The following is a 16893-nucleotide window of genomic DNA, read 5'->3' as shown; positions in this document are numbered from 1 at the left end:
ATTTAGTCCGCGGGCTCGGATTTGTGCAGAACGCCGGCAGTTTCTTCATTGAGCGCCTGACCGGTGCGGCGCGGCTGGCTGAGCGGTGTCGGAATGGGCGTGCCGATATTGCCCTTGAGGAAGCGCGCTCCGGCGCGAACGCCTTCGGCGAGCTGCAACTCGAAACGGGCAGCGTCACGGCGGCGGACATCCTCGATCACCTCGGCGACTTCCGCCGGGTCGACGCCCAGCGCTTCTAGTGTGGAGCCGCCGAAGACAAGCGCCGATTCGAAGGTTTCGCGAATCTGGAAATCGACGCCGGCACGGATCAGCTGCAATGCGGTTCCGCGGTCGAAGGCGCGTGCCAGCACGGTCAGCAGGGGAAACTCCGCCTTGATGAGCTCTGCGATGCGGACGGCGACATCTGGCTTGTCGACGCAGATCAACACGGCGCGCGCGCGGCCGGCGCCTGCGGCACGCAAAATGTCCAGCCGCGTGCCGTCGCCATAATAGACCTTGAAACCGAAATCAGCTGCCGCCTGGATCATCTCGACCTCATTGTCGATGATCGAGACATCGATCCCGCGCAACAGCAGCGGCTGGCTGGCGATCTGGCCGAAGCGGCCGAAGCCGATGATCAGCACGCTGCCGGTAAGGCCATCGGCGATGTCGACGCCTTCGAGCGACTGCTCGTCGCGCGGCGTCAGATACTGCAATGCCAGAATGGCCAGCGGTGTCAGCACCATGGAGATGATCACGATCGCCGTCAGGGTCGCGTTAGCCTGGCTGTCGATGATGCCGACTACCGCGGCGGCCGAATAGAGGACGAAGGCGAATTCGCCGCCTTGCGCCATGAAGACGGCACGCTCGAGCGCTTCTCGATGACTGGTCTTGAGGATGCGGGCGACGAGGTAGATGCCGATCGCCTTTATCACCATGTAGGCGACGACGTAGATGGCGACAAGGCGCCAGTTCTGGACGACCACATGCAGGTCGAGCGACATGCCGACAGCGAGGAAAAACAGCCCGAGCAGCACACCGCGGAATGGTTCGACGTCGGCCTCCAGCTGATGGCGGAAGGTGGACTCCGACAAAAGCACGCCGGCCAGGAAGGCGCCCATCGCCATCGACAGGCCGCTGAGCTGCATGGCAAGCGCCGACCCCAGAACGACCAGAAGGGCGGCTGCGGTCATCACTTCGCGGGCGCGGGCGTCCGCCAGGATGCGGAAGAACGGATTGAGCAGATAACGCCCGGCCAGCACCAGCCCAACGATGGCGGCAAGGCCTATGCCCACCTCCGTCAGCCGCTGCGTCAAGCTCATATCGGCGCCGCCCGGCGCCAGGAAGGCGATCAGGGCCAGCAACGGCACGATCGCCAAGTCCTCGAGCAGCAGGATGGAGACGATGCGCTGGCCTTTGGGCGCAGCGATCTCACCACGTTCCTCCAGAAGCTGCATGACGATCGCTGTCGAGGTCAGCACGAAGCCGGCGCCGGCGACGAAGGATTGCGAGATCGGAAAACCTCCCGCCAGTCCGACGCCGGTCAGCAACAGCGCGCATACGCCGACCTGCAATGCCCCAAGGCCAAAGATCTCTCGCCTGAGGCCCCACAGCCGCGACGGCTGCATCTCCAGCCCGATGATGAACAGGAACATGACGACGCCGAGCTCGGCGACGTGAAGAATCGCTTCCGATTCGGAAAAGATGCCGATGCCGAACGGGCCGATGACCACGCCGGCCGCCAGATAGCCGAGGATGGAACCAAGCCCCACGCGCTTGAAGATCGGTACGGCGACAACACCTGCGGCGAGCAGCGCCACCACGTGGATTAGATCGCTGCCCGCTGCTTCTGCTGCCATGCCTGCCGTTCCGTTCTCTCTAGAGACCGCTGCACGTGCTGCGGCATCGAGCAGCCAAGATAGGGGCTTCGGCTGAAATCGAACAGTCCGAATCCGGTGCAGCAGTGTTGCAGGCGCGCTCCACAGCTTTATGCACCCGCTGCGCTGCGTGTTGCAGCAATCGGGCGCTAAAGACGCGCGGCTTTGGCCGTGAAGGGCGGACGACGATCAAATCCGCGCCTTTTTTTGAGGGAGACGACTGACATGAAGATTTTTTGCTTGTTGCCGTTGGCATCGCGGCACTTGCCGGATCGGCCTGCTCGAACGCGCCGGACTGCACGACTGAAGTGCTGACCAAGAAAGCTCAGGACATGACTGCAGCCCTTCAGGAGGCGATTACCAAGGATCCGGCCAAGGCGGCCGATCTCACCGCCAAGGTTCAGGCGGTCACAGCCAAGTATCAGGGCGCTACGACGGCGGACGAGGCCTGCAAGGCCTATGACGAGCTGACTGCCGCCATCAAGGCCTGAGAATCGATTTGAGTTTGCAAAAGAAGCGGTGGCCGTGGCTGCCGTTTTTTTATAGCGCGGCGCCGCACGTCCTGTCGGACGCGCAGATAAGCGCTCAGTTCGGCGCGATGGAGCCGACTTCGACCGTATCGACGCGCTTCAGCTTCATGCCGATGACCGGCACCAGTTGCTGGTCGACGCGCACCGCAACCGTCACCGTCATCGAATTGTCGTTGGGGACAAGAGCTTGCATCACGCCGCGCAACTGATTGCGGTTGATGGTGAAGACGACCTTGTTGGCGCTGACCACGTTACCGCCGATAATGTCGAGGCCGGAACCGGCGGCACCGCCCATGAAGCTGCCCTTGTAGCCCTCGCGGCCCTTGTGCTGGATCGTCGCCGACATCTGCTGGGTGAACATGCCGACCCGACAACCGCCGTCGAGCGACATGCCGATCTTGCCGTCAGGTGTCGAGCCGGTGAAATTGCAGGTGAATTTCGTGCCCTTGTATTTGCCGGCGACGATTTCCCCCGGGCCGACCCATTCGCCTTCCACCGATTGAAAGAACTTCTTGTCTCGTTCTGCTGCAAAGGTCTTTTCGGCCATGCCGGCAGTTGTTGAAACCACGACCGCTATGGGCAGGACACTGGACAAGATCACGCTTTTCATCGACGACATCCGGCAACAAAGAGTCTGGTTTGGAACCCGTCCGACCATGAACAAGATTGGTTAATGCATCGTCACCACTAGCGCATGGCCCCGAAAATCGGAAGCGATTTGCGCTGGGATCGTGCGCGAAATCAAAGGGCTACAGCGTCCACCAGGACGTGCGGTGCTGGAGACGGTTGTCACGTGTCGGAAGCGGATGTCTCCTTCTGCTTTTTGGTTGCAAACGATGTCAGCGCGGACAGGAAATCACCCATGCCGGGCCGTCTCGCGGCGCTGAAGGGCAGGGGCCTTGCGGTCTCCATCGCAGCAATGCCGATGCGCGCCGTCATCATGCCGTTGACGACACCTTCGCCAAGCTTGGCCGAGAGCCGAGCAGCGAGGCCATGGCCGACGATCTGCTGAACGAAACTGTCGCCGACCGCAATCGAGCCGGTCACCGCCAGATGAGCGAGAACGCTGCGCGCCAGCCGGAAGAACCCCAGCGTGCCCGGCCGGCCGCCATAAAGCTCCGACAGGCGGCGAATCAGCCGGCCCGCTTCGAACACGACATAGGCGACGTCGACCAGAGCGCGAGGGCTGACCGCCGTCACCAGCGACACGCGCTTTGCCGCTTCGAGGATCATCACCTTGGCGCGCGCATCGAGGGGGCCGAGGATTTCGGTCTCGGCCAGGCGCACCAGATTGCCACCGTCGATGATCTCGTCGCGCAGGTCAGCCAGAGCGCGTCTGCCGGCCGCGGTTTCGGGCTTGGCCGCGACGAAGGCCGAGAGTTCGTCGACCACGGCGCGAGCGGCCTTCGGATCGTCGCGGGCAATGGCGTCGAGTGCCCGCTTCTGTAGTTTTTCGACCTCGGCGAGGCGGGTGATCGCCAGGAATTCGCGGACGAGGATGATCAGAAGCGCCAGCAGCGCGATCGCGGCCATGCCGGCGGCCAGCCAGCCCAGCCATTCGGCACGCGCGAACAGATCGCGAATCAGCTGGTCGGTCCAAAGGCCGAGCGCCAGCGAAACCAGAACGCCCAATGCGCCGAAGAACAGGGTGCCGAACGTTGAACGCTTCCGCGGCGCGGTCGCCGGCGGCGGTTCGGCGGCGATGATGTCCGGCTCGGCGAAAACGTCGATTTCCGCCGGAATGACGACGGCAAGATCAGCCTTCACGGTGCGCGGCTTTCTGGCCGATGGAACGTCGGGCTGGCGCAAGGCTGCCCTTTCTTTTGGCGGGGCTTCCGGCTCGATGCGAAATGCCGCCGGCTTGCGGGGCGCGGTCATGCCAGATGATCTCCGATCAGGAACTGCAGGGCGCGGTCGAGCCTGATATGCGGCAGCGACAGCGTGACGCCTTCAGCCGTGCGTTCGAGCTTTGGCGGGCGAAAGCGCACGAAGCGTATCGCCGGGTCCTCATCGGTTTGCCGATGGCCCGGGTTCTGCCGATGGTCTGGTCCAGAGACATCGAACACTGCATCAATTTTCTCCGGCAAATCACCGGGAAATATGGCTGTTTCGGTTCTTCCATCGAATGTTTCGCCGTTGATCTTTTCACCTTTCAACGGTGTGCCAATGATGACCGGCAGCGTCTCACGGCCTTGCTTGACCGTGCCTTCGCGGGTCGCGCGCACCGCCGCCAGGGCGACCACGTCGACATCGGCGCCGGTGAAATTTGCTCGCGCCACGGCGCGGTCGGCAAGCCGCCGCACGATCGCCTGCAGCCGATCGTGGCTTTCGTGATGCAGATGGTCCGCCTTCGTCGCCGCCACCAATATGCGGTCGATCCGCCTTGAAAAAAAGTCAGTCAGGAAATTGCCGCGGCCGGGGCGGAAGCAGGCGAGGATTTCGGTCACCGCACGTTCGAGATCGGCCATCGCGCCGGGGCCTGCGTTCAGGGCCTGCAGGGCGTCTATCACCACGATCTGGCGGTCGAGGCGCGTGATGTGCTCCCGGAAGAACGGCTTTACGACGTATGTTTTGTAGGCCTCGTAGCGCCGCTCCATCATCGCCTGAAGCGACCCGGAACGCGCCCGCCGCTCACTCAGGCCCGGCAAGGGCGCGAAGGTCAGCGCCGGCGAGCCCTCAAGATCGCCGGGCATCAGGAAACGGCCGGGCGGCAGGGTCGAAAGCGCCCGCGCGTCGAGCTTGCATGCCTTGAGGTAAGCGGCGAAGCTCTCTGCGAGGCGTCGCGCCGTCATCTCGTCGGCGTCCGCATTCAGGTCGACTGCGGCGGAGAGCGAGCGCCATTCCTGCGAAAGGTCGGCGCGCACCGGCAGCACGGCCATCTCGAACGCTTCGCGCGAGAAATCAGCGTAGGATTTACCGAGCAACGGTAGGTCCAGCAGCCATTCGCCAGGATAGTCGACGATATCGACCGACAATCGGCCTGATGAAAACATGCGGCTCCAGGCGGAGGCCGATTCATATTCGATGGTGAGCCTCAGCTCGGAAATGGCACGTGTCGAATCCGGCCACAGGCGATCGTTGACCAAAGCCGCTACGTGATCCTCGTACTGGAATCGCGGTACGGCGTCATCCGGTTGCTCTTCGAGGAAGGCACGGGCGATGCGTCCCGATTTCTGCGCCGAGAACAGCGGCAAGCGCCCGCCATGGATCAGATTGTGGACAAAGGCTGAGATGAACACCGTCTTGCCCGCGCGGGAAAGGCCAGTGACACCCAGTCGCAGTGATGGCGAAAAAAGCCCGGTAGCGCGCCCCGACAGCGTATCCAGGGCAATCTTCGCCTCGTCGGTGAAAGTGGTCAGCGATGATGCCAAAATGCGGTCTCTCGGGGCTTCGGTACGATCCGATATAGACGCTGCTGCCTAGGTTTGAAATGGCGTCAGAGATCGGCCGGCGTCACGAAGGCTTCGAGATAGCCGGTGCCTTGCGCGGCGTTGGCAAGACTGGCCGGAAAGCGGACGACGGCAAGGCCGGAAGTCGGAAAGCCGTGATTCAGCATTCCCATCGCAGCCTCGTCGCCGTCGCCCGAAAGCGCGATAGTGAGATCTTCCGTCATCGGGTTGTGGCCGATGATGAGCAGCGAGCTACGCCCGCCATTGCTGCGGATGAGGTTGAGATAGCCGGCGGCGTCCTCACTGTAGAGCGTGTCCAGGAACAGGACCCGGCCTGTATCGATGTGGCCGGCCAGACCTTCCAGGGTCTGGCGCGCTCGCTTTGCGTTTGAGCAAAGGGTGAGGTCCGGAATGTAGCTGCGGGCCCGCATGGCCGCACCCATCGTGTCGGTGTCGGCGACGCCGGATGCGTCGAGGGGACGATCGAAATCGCGCATGCCCGGCAGAGCCCACCCGGCCTTGGCATGCCTCAACAGATAAAGCTTGCTCACCGGCCCCTCGCTTGTGCCAAACACCGAAACTCGTCAAAAGGCGATGCAGGATTAGCCATGACAAACGCCTTGCGCACAATGGCCGGCACCCTTCAAACCCAACGAATCATACGCGAATTCGGTCGCGCCCTTCATGCGAATGATGCGGCCCATAGCATTTTGCCCGACATTAACAATTGCGTGAAACTGTCGTCGATTGCGCTTGTGCAGTATTCGGTCCGCGAATATATAGGCGCCAAAATTGGGGCTGTTTGGGTGAGTCGAATGAACGACATCGTTACCGCCGATTACGTACCCTCCGAAGACGAGCCGTTCATGAACGAGCGGCAGAAATCCTACTTTCGCCTGAAGCTCGTCACTTGGAAGAACGACATACTGCGCGAAGCGCGCGAAACTCTCGAAATCCTACAGCAGGAAAACGCCAACCACCCCGATCTCGCCGATCGCGCCTCTTCGGAAACCGACCGCGCCATCGAACTTCGCGCCCGCGATCGCCAGCGAAAACTCATTTCAAAGATCGATTCCGCGCTTCAGCGCATTGATGAAGGCACTTACGGTTATTGTGAGGAAACCGGCGAGCCCATCGCGCTGAAGCGGCTCGATGCGCGTCCGATCGCGACCTTGTCGATCGAGGCGCAGGAGCGCCACGAGCGCCGCGAGAAGGTCTACCGCGACGACTGACGCACAGGCGAATCGCCTAAAAGCAGCAATAGCGAATTTTGTCATGGCCGGTCTCCGGCCATTTTTTTGTTGCCTGTTCGCTGGCCCGCTTCTGGCCGGTTATCTTTTCTGGCTGGAAAGCTCGCCTAGAAGCTTCGTCATCTCGTCATCGAGAGAAGACGGCGCCGTTGCCGCCGGCTTGCTCTCCGGCGCGGGCTGCGGGACATCAAACGAGACCTCGAGCTCCCTCATCAGCGTATCGTCAATGGAATCCTGCTTTGCCGGGGAATCCTGTCTTGCCGGCGATGGCGCGGGTCGAACGGCATTGGCGTAGGCGGGCAGCGGCGTGATGGTCGCCGATTGATGGCTTTGCGCTGGCTTCGGCGCTGGCGCTGGTGCAGTCTGATGGGGCCGGACAGGCGTGGGGGCCGCGCTTACCGGCTGCGGAGGCGGTGCTTGCCTCATTGGCGCAGGAGCCGGTTGAGGCGCGCGCGGCCGCGGTGCCGGCTGATGGCCACCGCCATCTCCGGTCAGCGCAGGACGGCGCAGCGCCGACAGCCGGATGTCGCGTTCAACGACGACGTCTGTCGGGCCCCCGATCAGCAGCAGGTGCTCGATGTCGTCGCGGCGCACCAGCACCAACCGGCGGTGGCTGTCGACAGCGGTGGCGTCCATGACCGCCAGCCGCGTCTTGCGGTTCCTGCCGCCGGCAACGAATGTTCCGAAGGTCAGATTGCGGACCAGCTTGACGATGAGGAGAATGATGACCAAAAGGACAAGCGCGACAAACGTCCACAGGATTGCCGCGGCATAACCCGGACCCGCCACACTATCCAGCCACTGCAGCATTGGTGCCCCCCAATATCGGCTTTCGAAGAAGACGCGACACTAGACTGTTGCGGCACGCCACTGCAAGTCGCCTTTCGCGCCTCTTGAACAGCTTGAAACACCAATGTGGTGGATTTGAAGTCCCTACGAATTGAGGGCGTCAGCGTTCCGGAATTTCAAATCCACCACACTGGATTTTCAGCACGTTGCTGATGTGGTGAATCCGAAATTCGCTCCCCGCAGCACCCAGGGTAATGCGAATTTCGGATTCACCACACCAGGCGCCGAACGGGCGTCATTTTTAGCGGACATTTGCCGCCAAGGCCTTTTCCGGACCCTGAGAATGTGATTCAACCGGGCAGGGGCAAGTACCGGATTTCACGAGCAGGGGGCACATGGCCAAGGAAGCGCGCGGCGATTTCTATCCGGTACCGATCGTCGACCAGAACACGCGACCGGGTGCGGTCACCCGGCTCATCGTCTTCATCGTCGTCCTGACTGGCGCCGCGATCGTCTTCGGCCTTTTCCGCGAACGTCTTGGCGACCCATTCCTGCTTGGAATGCTTGGTGTGCTGGCGATGATCGGTGTCGGCTTCCTGTTCGCCACCGCCATCGGCTTCGTGCAGATCACACCGCGCTCGACGAGTGACGAGCTGTCGAAAGCCTTCGTCGATTCGATGTCGCAAGGTCTTCTGGTCACCGACACCAAGGGTCGTGTCGTCTACGCCAACCGGGCCTATGCCGACATGACGGGCGCGGCGTCCGCGGCTGATCTCAAGACGGTCGAAGGTTTGCTGTCCGACGTTCCCGAGGCCTCAGTGACCATATACCGGCTCGCCTCTGGCCTGCGCGACGGCCAGCCCGGCGACGGGGAGTTTCGGCTTGCCCAATCCATCCGACCCGGCGCCGAGCCGGGCGCGCGCTGGTATCGTGCCCGCGCCCGCGCCTTCAGCGTCCCGGGCCAGCGGCAGCCCTTGCTCGCCTGGCAACTCGCCGACATCTCCGAAGAACGGGCCGAGCAAGAGCGGTTTTTCCTCGATCTGCAGGAGGCCATCGATCATCTCGACCATGCGCCGGCCGGCTTCTTTTCGGCCGATCAGGAAGGCCGCGTCACCTATATCAACGCCACGCTTGCGGAGTGGCTGGGCATCGACCTGACGAGTTTCACGCCTGGCGCCGTCGCCCTTCCGGAGATCGTCGCCGGCGATGGCATGGCGCTGGTCCGCTCGGTCAAGGCCGATCCGGGCACCACGCGCAATGCGGTCATCGATCTCGATCTGACGACAGTGAAGGGCGAGGCGCTGCCCGTGCGTTTCATGCATAGGGTCTCGGCCAGCCGCGAGGGCGTCAACGGTCCGACGCGCACCATCGTGCTCAACCGGACGCAAGGCGAGGACGCTTCCGCCGACCTTCGCGCCTCGGAGATCCGCTTCACCCGCTTTTTCAATTCGACGCCGATGGCAATAGCAGCTGTCGACAACAGCGGGCGCATCTTGCGCACCAACGCGCCTTTCCTGTCGCTGTTTTCCTCCGTCGTCGACGGGGACGCGGTCGATCGGCGCGTGCGGCTGGACTCGGTGATCCATGAGCGCGACCGGCCCGCCTTTGCCGCGGCGTTCGAGAAAGCGCGACAAAGGCAGGCTGACATCGAACCAATCGATACGCTGCTGCCCGGCAATGAAGAACGGCATATGCGCTTCTACGTCAACGCGGTCGCCGACGGCACCGGCGAGGGCGCCGAAGAATCGGCCATCGTCTACGCCGTCGAGACCACCGAGCAAAAGGCGCTCGAGGGCCAGATGGCTCAAAGCCAGAAGATGCAGGCGGTCGGCCAGCTTGCCGGCGGCATCGCACACGACTTCAACAATGTGCTGACCGCCATCATCATGGCGTCGGACCTTTTGTTGACCAATCATCGCCCCTCGGACCCGTCCTTCCCGGACATCATGAACATCAAGCAGAACGCCAACCGGGCGGCGTCGCTGGTGCGGCAGCTTCTGGCCTTCTCGCGCAAGCAGACGCTGCGGCCGGAGGTGCTCAACCTGACCGACGTGCTAGCCGATCTGCGGATGCTGCTGGCCCGTCTGGTCGGCAACGACATAAAGCTGAAGGTCGATCATGGCCGCGATCTGTGGCCGGTGAAGGTCGACATCGGGCAGTTCGAGCAGGTGGTGGTCAATCTGGCGGTTAATGCGCGCGATGCGATGCCGAACGGCGGCGACCTCACCGTGCGCACCCGGAATGTGACCACAGAGGAGAGCAAGAGCCTTCCCTACCGCGAACTTGCGCCGGCCGATTATGTGGTGGTCGAAGTCGAAGACACCGGCAGCGGCATCGCCCCCGAAGTACTCAAGAAGATTTTCGAACCCTTCTTCACCACCAAGGAGGTCGGCAAGGGCACTGGCCTCGGCCTGTCGATGGTCTATGGCATCATCAAGCAGACAGGCGGCTTCATCTTCTGCGAATCCGAGGTCGGCAAGGGATCGGTGTTCCGCATCTTCCTGCCGCGCTACATTGCAGAGGCGAGAACGGGGGGCGAACCCGGCGAGGCGCCGGCTGCACCGGCAAAGATCGCCGACGCAGCCAAGGATCTGTCTGGTTCGGCCACGGTGCTGCTCGTCGAGGACGAAGATGCCGTGCGGATGGGCGGCATGCGGGCCCTGACGTCGCGCGGCTATACCGTCCACGAAGCGTCCTCAGGCGTCGAGGCGCTGGAAGTCTTCGAAGCGCTCGGCGGCAAGGTCGACATTGTCGTTTCCGATGTGGTGATGCCTGAGATGGATGGGCCGACGCTGCTTGGCGAATTGCGCAAGCGGCAGCCGGACATCAAATTCGTCTTCGTTTCCGGCTACGCGGAGGATGCGTTCGCTAAAAACCTGCCGGCAGACGCGCATTTCGGTTTCCTGCCGAAGCCGTTTTCGCTCAAGCAACTGGCCACAATCGTCAAGGATGTGCTGGAATCTTAGGGCTTACTAATTCTCGCACTTGCGAAATGGCGCGAGACTGCCATGATTATGGGCGAAACGGGCGGCGGGTTTTGGGGGAGCATGCCGTGACGCCGCACAACGAGGCAGGCAAGGGTGATTATGCCGCAACAGTGCTGTTGCCGGGCGACCCGCAGCGTGCCGAATGGATGGCGGAAACCTTTCTGGAGGCGCCGCGCTGCGTTAACCGTCGAAGGGAAGCCCTCGGTTTTACCGGCCTGTTTCGCGGCAAGCCCGTGAGCATCCAGTCCACCGGCATCGGCGTCTCGTCATTCCTGATCTACGCGCATGAATTGCTGGATTTCCACGGCGTGAGGACACTGATCCGCACCGGTACCTGTGGTGCCCTAACTGCCGCGGTTAAACTGCGCAGCCTGGTGATCTCGCAGTCGGTGCGCGGTGAAAGTGCCGAGAGCGGCCAGGTTTTTGGGCTCTATGGTGCTGATGCCGGCCCCGATCCGGCGCTATTTTCCCGAGCCTTAGCCCGAGCTGCCGGAATCGGCATCGAACATCAGGCTGGGCTGACCATCTGCAGCGATATATTCTATCATCCTCAGGGGCGCGATCGCTTCGCCGAAGCGCAGGCCCACGGCGCGCTGGCCGTGGATATGGAGACCAGTGCGCTCTATCGCATCGCGGCGCATTTCGGCGCCCGGGCGCTGTCGATCCTGACTGTCGTCGACAATGTGGTGACCGGCGAGCAAACCGATTATTCCGAACGCCAGGCGCTTTTCACCGATATGACCCGCCTGGCGCTCGATGTTGCGAGCGAAAGTTAAGCTGCTTGCCGCTTCGGGGCCGTGTGTTCTTCGATGCCCGGCCGATGGCCGCGCAGATAGAGGGCACAGGTCGTGCGCAACATCGAGGCGAAGTTCGGAATCTGGCCATTGATCTCTATGGCCTCGTCATAAAGCTTCGAGATGAATTTCGGCGTCGTTAAGCCTTGGCTGTCGGCGATCTCGTCGAGCAATGCCCAGAACGTCGCCTCGAGCTGGATACTCGTCGAGTGCCCATCGATGCGGATCGATCGATTGATCTGCCGGTAGCCCTCCGGATCCTGCCCGGCAAAAACCCTGCACATCGTTACCTCCCGTTCTTAGTGGTCTTGGCCATTCTTGTTGATTTTAGGCGCAATCAGCAGCGATTCGCGCCTTTGAGCAGTGCCTATTGCGGCCAATTATCTTCAGCCGGAAAGCGGAAAACAGCAATCGGACTTTCGTCCTTAGGCGGTTTGCCACCCCGTCGTTAGATTAGGGCGTGGTAATCGGCTGCCACCACCTTTGCCGCAACCCGCGCATAATCACGCCGACGCGCATGAGGCGCTGGTGCGACGGAGTGTCATTTGGCGAAGACGATCCACACCATGATCCGGGTTCTGGACGAGGCCCGTTCCATCGACTTCTACCGGAAAGCCTTTGGGCTGGACGTCGCTGAACGGCTCGATTTCGAAACCTTCACGCTCGTCTATCTGAGCAATGCCGAGGCGGGCTTCGAAGTCGAGCTCACCGTCAATAAGGGCCGCCAGGAGCCTTATGCGCTCGGCGACGGCTACGGCCATCTCGCGGTTTCGGTCGCCGATCTGGACAGCGAACATGACCGGCTCGGCGCGCTTGGCCTGAGCCCGAAGAAGATCGTCTTGTTCAACCGCGACGGAGCGCTGCTCGCGCGCTTCTTCTTCATCGAGGATCCCGACGGTTACAAGATCGAGGTTCTGCAGCGTCAGGGTCGGTTCAAATAGGAGACATTACGGCCGCGCCGGCCAGCGGGCGCCAGCCAGGGCACCTTCGGGTGCGAACAGCAAGCAAAGGGAGGAACAAATGGTCACGATTTATGAGAGAAAGCCGGCCGATGAAAGGAAGCCCGGGCTATCGCGCCGCGAGCTTCTGAAGCGCGGCGGTGTCGGCGCGTTGCTGGTCATTTTCGGGTAGTGCCGTCATCAGCTCGGAACATGCCTGGGGTCTCGAAACATCTGCGCTCAAGCCCGAAACCATGGCGACCCTGATCCAGATGGCGCGCGACATCTACCCGCACGACCAAGTGCCTGACAAATATTACGCAATCGCCGTCAAGGCCCATGACGAGCAGGCCGGCAAAGACCCAGCCCATAAGGACCTCATCGAAAACGGCATCGCCGAACTCGACTCGAAGTCGGGTAAGGGTGGCTACACCAGCCTCGGCTGGGAGGAGCAGCGCGTTGCCGTGCTAAGAGAGATCGAGGACACGCCGTTCTTCCAGGCAGTCCGTGGCGGGCTTGTCGTCGGTCTCTACAACCAGAAAGAGGTCTGGCCGATCTTCGGCTACGAGGGCGAGTCCTACTCCAAGGGCGGCTACATGGCGCGCGGGTTCGACGACATCGAGTGGCTCTGAGCCCCCGTCGTCCCAAACCGTACACAATAGACATCATGGGAGGAAACCATGGCAGCACCATTTGATCTCACGAACGACGGCGTGGTTGTCATGATCGGCTCCGGCGCCGGCGGCGGCACGCTCGGCAACGAACTCGCCCAGAAAGGCATCGATGTCGTCATCCTGGAGGCGGGCGCACGCCACGAATACGAGGATTTCATCAACGACGAGTGGGACTCATTCGCCCAACTCGCCTGGACGGACAAGCGCACGACCTCGGGCGACTGGCGGGTGGCGAAAGATTTTCCCAATCTGCCGGCATGGATCGTCAAGGCGGTCGGCGGCTCGACCACGCACTGGGCGGGCGCCTCGCTGCGGTTTCAGGAGCATGAATTCAGAACGCTTTCGACCTACGGAAAACTAGAAGGCGCGAACCTGCTCGATTGGCCGATCACGCTTGCCGAGCTGGAGCCCTACTACGCAAAGGCCGAAGATAAGCTGGGCGTGACGCTCACCAACAACATCCCAGGCCTTCCCGGCAACAACAACTTCAAGGTGATGAAGGCCGGCGCCGACAAGCTCGGCTATAAGGAGTGCCACACCGGCCGGATGGCAATCAATTCCGAGCCGCGCGACGACCGCAATGCCTGCCAGCAGACCGGCTTCTGCTTCCAGGGCTGCAAATGGGGCGCCAAATGGTCGACGCTCTACAGCGAAATTCCCAAGGGCGAGGCGACCGGCCATCTCGAGGTCAGGCCGAACGCCATGGCTATCAAGATCAATCACGATGCATCAGGCAAGGTGACCGGCGTCGTCTATGCCGACAAGGACGGCAGACTGCAGGAACAGAAGGCCCGCATCGTCGCCGTGGCCGGAAATTCGATCGAGAGCCCCCGGCTGCTGCTCAATTCGGCATCGAGCCAGTTTCCCGACGGTCTTGCCAATTCATCGGGGCAGGTCGGCAAGAACTACATGCGCCACACCACGGGCTCGGTCTACGGCATCTTCGACAAGCCGGTGCATATGTATCGCGGCACCACCATGGCCGGTATCATCCGCGACGAGGCCCGCAACGATCCTTCGCGCGGCTTCGTCGGCGGCTACGAGCTTGAGACGCTGTCGCTCGGCCTGCCGTTCATGGCCGCCTTCCTCAATCCCGGCGCCTGGGGGCGTTCCTTCACCACGGCGCTCGACCACTACGACCATATGGCCGGCATGTGGATCGTCGGCGAAGACATGCCGCGCGAGGAAAACCGCATCACGCTGCATGCCGATCTCAAGGACGAGCACGGCATGGCGGTGGCGGACGTCCATTTCGACGACCATGCCAACGACACGGCAATGCGAGACCACGCCTACAAGCAGGGCTCGGCGCTTTACGCAGCGGTGGGTGCGACCCGGACCTTCCCGACGCCACCCTATCCGTCGACCCACAATCTCGGCACCAACCGGATGAGCGAGAAGGCGGCCGACGGCGTCGTCAACAAGCATGGCCAGGCGCACGACATCAAGAACCTGTTCGTGTCGGATGGCAGCCAGTTCACCACCGGCGGCGCTGAAAATCCAACATTGACGATCGTGTCGCTGGCGATCCGTCAGGCCGACTATATCGCTGAACAGATGTCGGCCAAGAGCATTTAGCGATACCCTCTCGACTGCCTGTTGGCGCGGAACCTCGCAAGGTTTCGCGCCTCTTCTTGTCGGCTGTTCAACGCTTCGTGCAGGTCGAGGCGGTGAAGGCGCCGTCAGGCTGCTTCATGATGATGTCGAAGGACGGGCTGGTTTGACCGTCCAGGATGGCTTGCGTGAGCGAGATCGAGTTGCCGCCGGTCGTATAGCCGCCCAACGGGCCCAACCATGTAATCTCGCCATTTGTATCCATCTGATAGTTGTAGCCCTGCCGGGCGGTTCCGAAGGTCACCGGACCGCTATAGACATTTCCCTTGATGGTGATGTCGCCAAGGCTGAGGAACATGCCAAGCAGATAGACTTCGCAGTGATAGGTCCCGTCCGGCAATTTGCCGTGGGTGAAATCGGCGCGTGCACTGCCGATGGCCGCAACCAGAAGCATGGTGCTGAAAATACGAGAAATCCTGGAGGTCATGACGTCGCTCTTTTGAAGATCGAGCTTGCCGCATTTTCCTGCGGCGCTGCAACCTTTCGTCGTCCTTGATACGGTGTTGCTCAAAATTCATGCATTAATTCGTGAGTGATCAAAACTTAGGCGAGAGCGGAGAATTTTTTCTCAAACAGAACACCTGCGGCGGCGCTTAACTTTGGCGGCTAATATATTAAGTAGCTGATAGGGCAAGGAAATCTAAGCCCACTCAATTTCGCTCCCGCGGTTGGCACAGCCGTTGCATGGTCTGTTTGCGATGCGATCAACCAGCTAGGGAGTTTGAAATATGAGGGGCAGTTTCTCGACAATAACAAAAATGTTTTCGGCAGGCGCGGTCACAGCCGGCTTGCTGATGAGTGTCCCGGCCAGGGCGGCTGACGACACGATCAAGGTGGGTATTCTCCACTCGCTGTCGGGGACCATGGCGATTTCGGAGACGACGCTGAAGGACGCCATGCTGATGCTTATCGAAGAGCAGAATGCAAAGGGCGGCCTGCTCGGCAAGAAGCTCGAAGCGGTCGTCGTCGATCCGGCTTCGAACTGGCCGCTGTTCGCCGAAAAGGCACGCGAGCTGATCTCCAAGAACAAGGTCGCGGCGGTGTTCGGTTGCTGGACCTCGGTGTCGCGCAAATCGGTGCTGCCGGTGTTCAGCGAACTCGACAACATCCTTTTCTACCCCGTCCAGTATGAGGGCGAGGAGAGCGAGCGCAACGTGTTCTACACCGGTGCGGCGCCGAACCAGCAGGCTATTCCGGCCGTCGACTATCTGATGAGCGAGGATGGCGGCTCGGTGAAGCGCTGGGTGCTTGAAGGCACCGACTACGTCTATCCGCGCACCACCAACAAGATCCTCGAAGCCTATCTGAAAGCCAAGGGCGTCGCTGCCGAAGACATCATGGTCAACTACACGCCGTTCGGCTTCTCCGATTGGCAGACCGAGGTCGCGGCGATCAAGAAGTTCGGCTCCGCCGGCAAGAAGACCGCCGTCGTCTCGACGGTCAATGGCGACGCCAACGTGCCGTTCTACAAGGAGCTTGGCAACCAGGGCATCAAGGCCGAGGATATCCCGGTCATGGCCTTCTCGGTCGGCGAGGAAGAGCTTGCCGGCCTCGACACCGCGCCGCTCGTCGGCCATCTCGCCGCCTGGAACTATTTTCAGAGCATCGATACCCCCGAGAACGCCAAGTTCATCGCCGACTGGCACAAATTCATCAAGAACGACAAGCGCACCACCAACGACCCGATGGAAGCCCATTATGTCGGCTTCAACATGTGGGTGAAGGCGGTCGAGAAGGCCGGCACCACCGATCCTGACAAGGTCATCGACGCCGTCATCGGCGTCTCGGTGCCGAACCTGACCGGTGGCTATTCGACCATGATGCCGAACCATCACATCACCAAGCCGGTGCTGATCGGCGAAATCCAGGCCGACGGCCAGTTCGAGACCGTCTCGCAGACGCCTGGCCTGGTGATGGGCGACGAGTGGTCCGACTATCTGGCCGATTCGAAGGACCTGATCTCCGACTGGCGCGCGCCTTTGTCCTGCGGCAACTTCAATGTCGCAACCGGCAAGTGCGGCGGCAAGGGAACCAACTGATCCTCCCGGGTCTGACGGTCGTGGATTTCTCCA

The 16893-nt window shown here is 61.7% G+C and carries 15 protein-coding genes and 1 pseudogene; 8 read left to right on the top strand and 8 right to left on the bottom strand.

Annotation, left to right across the window (positions count from 1 at the left end; genetic code table 11):
• Positions 1–2 precede the first annotated feature (2 nt).
• Complete coding sequence (locus CIT31_RS22725; protein ID WP_095520460.1) at positions 3–1838, bottom strand: monovalent cation:proton antiporter-2 (CPA2) family protein; 1836 nt, start codon at positions 1836–1838, stop codon at positions 3–5.
• A gap of 254 nt (positions 1839–2092) precedes the next feature.
• On the opposite strand from CIT31_RS22725, the gene CIT31_RS22720 reads away from it, so the two are divergent.
• Positions 2093–2347 (top strand): hypothetical protein, encoded by a 255-nt coding sequence (locus CIT31_RS22720; RefSeq protein WP_095520459.1) that lies wholly within the window; start codon positions 2093–2095, stop codon positions 2345–2347.
• Between the two features lie 94 nt (positions 2348–2441).
• On the opposite strand, the gene CIT31_RS22715 is transcribed toward CIT31_RS22720, so the two are convergent.
• The 4 genes from CIT31_RS22715 to CIT31_RS22700 all read right to left on the bottom strand — a co-directional run bounded on the left by CIT31_RS22715 (position 2442) and on the right by CIT31_RS22700 (position 6326).
• Positions 2442–2996 (bottom strand): hypothetical protein, encoded by a 555-nt coding sequence (locus tag CIT31_RS22715; RefSeq protein WP_029352927.1) that lies wholly within the window; start codon positions 2994–2996, stop codon positions 2442–2444.
• Between the two features lie 179 nt (positions 2997–3175).
• Positions 3176–4264: a YcjF family protein gene (locus CIT31_RS22710; protein ID WP_095520458.1), complete on the bottom strand. Its 1089-nt coding sequence runs from the start codon at positions 4262–4264 to the stop codon at positions 3176–3178.
• The gene (locus tag CIT31_RS22705; protein WP_095520457.1) at positions 4261–5757 is read right to left on the bottom strand and encodes a YcjX family GTP-binding protein; all 1497 of its coding nucleotides are present in this window, start codon (positions 5755–5757) and stop codon (positions 4261–4263) included. The genes CIT31_RS22710 and CIT31_RS22705 overlap by 4 nt, the downstream gene beginning before the upstream one ends.
• 65 nt (positions 5758–5822) lie before the next feature.
• Positions 5823–6326 carry a SixA phosphatase family protein gene (locus CIT31_RS22700; RefSeq protein WP_095520456.1) on the bottom strand — a complete coding sequence of 168 codons (504 nt, stop codon included), beginning with the start codon at positions 6324–6326 and terminating at the stop codon, positions 5823–5825.
• 264 nt (positions 6327–6590) lie between these two features.
• On the opposite strand from CIT31_RS22700, the gene dksA reads away from it, so the two are divergent.
• A complete protein-coding gene (gene dksA, locus CIT31_RS22695; protein WP_006202025.1) occupies positions 6591–7007 on the top strand; it encodes an RNA polymerase-binding protein DksA in 417 nt (138 codons plus the stop codon).
• 99 nt (positions 7008–7106) lie between these two features.
• Here dksA and CIT31_RS22690 read toward each other — a convergent pair whose 3' ends face one another.
• Complete coding sequence (locus tag CIT31_RS22690) at positions 7107–7835, bottom strand: flagellar biosynthetic protein FliO (protein WP_165778530.1); 729 nt, start codon at positions 7833–7835, stop codon at positions 7107–7109.
• Positions 7836–8209: 374 nt separating this feature from the next.
• Here CIT31_RS22690 and cckA point away from each other — a divergent pair, with 374 nt between their 5' ends.
• Together cckA and CIT31_RS22680 are read left to right on the top strand one after the other, a co-directional pair.
• The gene (gene cckA / locus CIT31_RS22685) at positions 8210–10780 is read left to right on the top strand and encodes a cell cycle histidine kinase CckA (RefSeq protein WP_095520455.1); all 2571 of its coding nucleotides are present in this window, start codon (positions 8210–8212) and stop codon (positions 10778–10780) included.
• A gap of 86 nt (positions 10781–10866) precedes the next feature.
• On the top strand, positions 10867–11577 hold the full coding sequence (locus tag CIT31_RS22680) for a purine-nucleoside phosphorylase (RefSeq protein WP_095520454.1): 711 nt from the start codon (positions 10867–10869) through the stop codon (positions 11575–11577).
• Here CIT31_RS22680 and CIT31_RS22675 read toward each other — a convergent pair.
• Positions 11574–11879 carry a ribbon-helix-helix domain-containing protein gene (locus CIT31_RS22675; protein WP_077384009.1) on the bottom strand — a complete coding sequence of 102 codons (306 nt, stop codon included), beginning with the start codon at positions 11877–11879 and terminating at the stop codon, positions 11574–11576. The genes CIT31_RS22680 and CIT31_RS22675 overlap by 4 nt on opposite strands.
• 261 nt (positions 11880–12140) lie before the next feature.
• Here CIT31_RS22675 and CIT31_RS22670 point away from each other — a divergent pair, with 261 nt between their 5' ends.
• The 3 genes and pseudogenes from CIT31_RS22670 (at position 12141) to CIT31_RS22660 (ending at position 14785) form a co-directional block, all read left to right on the top strand.
• Positions 12141–12536, top strand: coding sequence for a VOC family protein (locus tag CIT31_RS22670; protein ID WP_095520453.1), 396 nt, complete (start codon positions 12141–12143; stop codon positions 12534–12536).
• A 79-nt stretch (positions 12537–12615) separates the two neighbouring features.
• Positions 12616–13165: pseudogene (locus CIT31_RS22665) on the top strand (gluconate 2-dehydrogenase subunit 3 family protein).
• Between the two features lie 48 nt (positions 13166–13213).
• The gene (locus tag CIT31_RS22660) at positions 13214–14785 is read left to right on the top strand and encodes a GMC family oxidoreductase (RefSeq protein WP_095520452.1); all 1572 of its coding nucleotides are present in this window, start codon (positions 13214–13216) and stop codon (positions 14783–14785) included.
• A 67-nt stretch (positions 14786–14852) separates the two neighbouring features.
• Here the strand turns inward: CIT31_RS22660 and CIT31_RS22655 are convergent, their stop codons facing one another.
• A complete protein-coding gene (locus tag CIT31_RS22655) occupies positions 14853–15248 on the bottom strand; it encodes a hypothetical protein (RefSeq protein ID WP_095520555.1) in 396 nt (131 codons plus the stop codon).
• 301 nt (positions 15249–15549) lie between these two features.
• Between CIT31_RS22655 and urtA the strand changes: the two genes are divergently transcribed.
• Entirely contained in the window at positions 15550–16860 is a 1311-nt protein-coding gene (urtA, locus tag CIT31_RS22650; RefSeq protein ID WP_095520451.1) for an urea ABC transporter substrate-binding protein, read from the top strand.
• The last annotated feature ends 33 nt before the right edge of the window (positions 16861–16893 follow it).

Origin of the sequence: Mesorhizobium wenxiniae, from assembly GCF_002284535.1 — a bacterium.
In the GTDB taxonomy this organism is placed as follows: Bacteria; Pseudomonadota; Alphaproteobacteria; order Rhizobiales; family Rhizobiaceae; genus Mesorhizobium; species Mesorhizobium wenxiniae.
The sequence above is the reverse complement of the archived record's forward strand: the minus strand, read 5'-3'. Positions and strand labels throughout refer to the sequence as shown.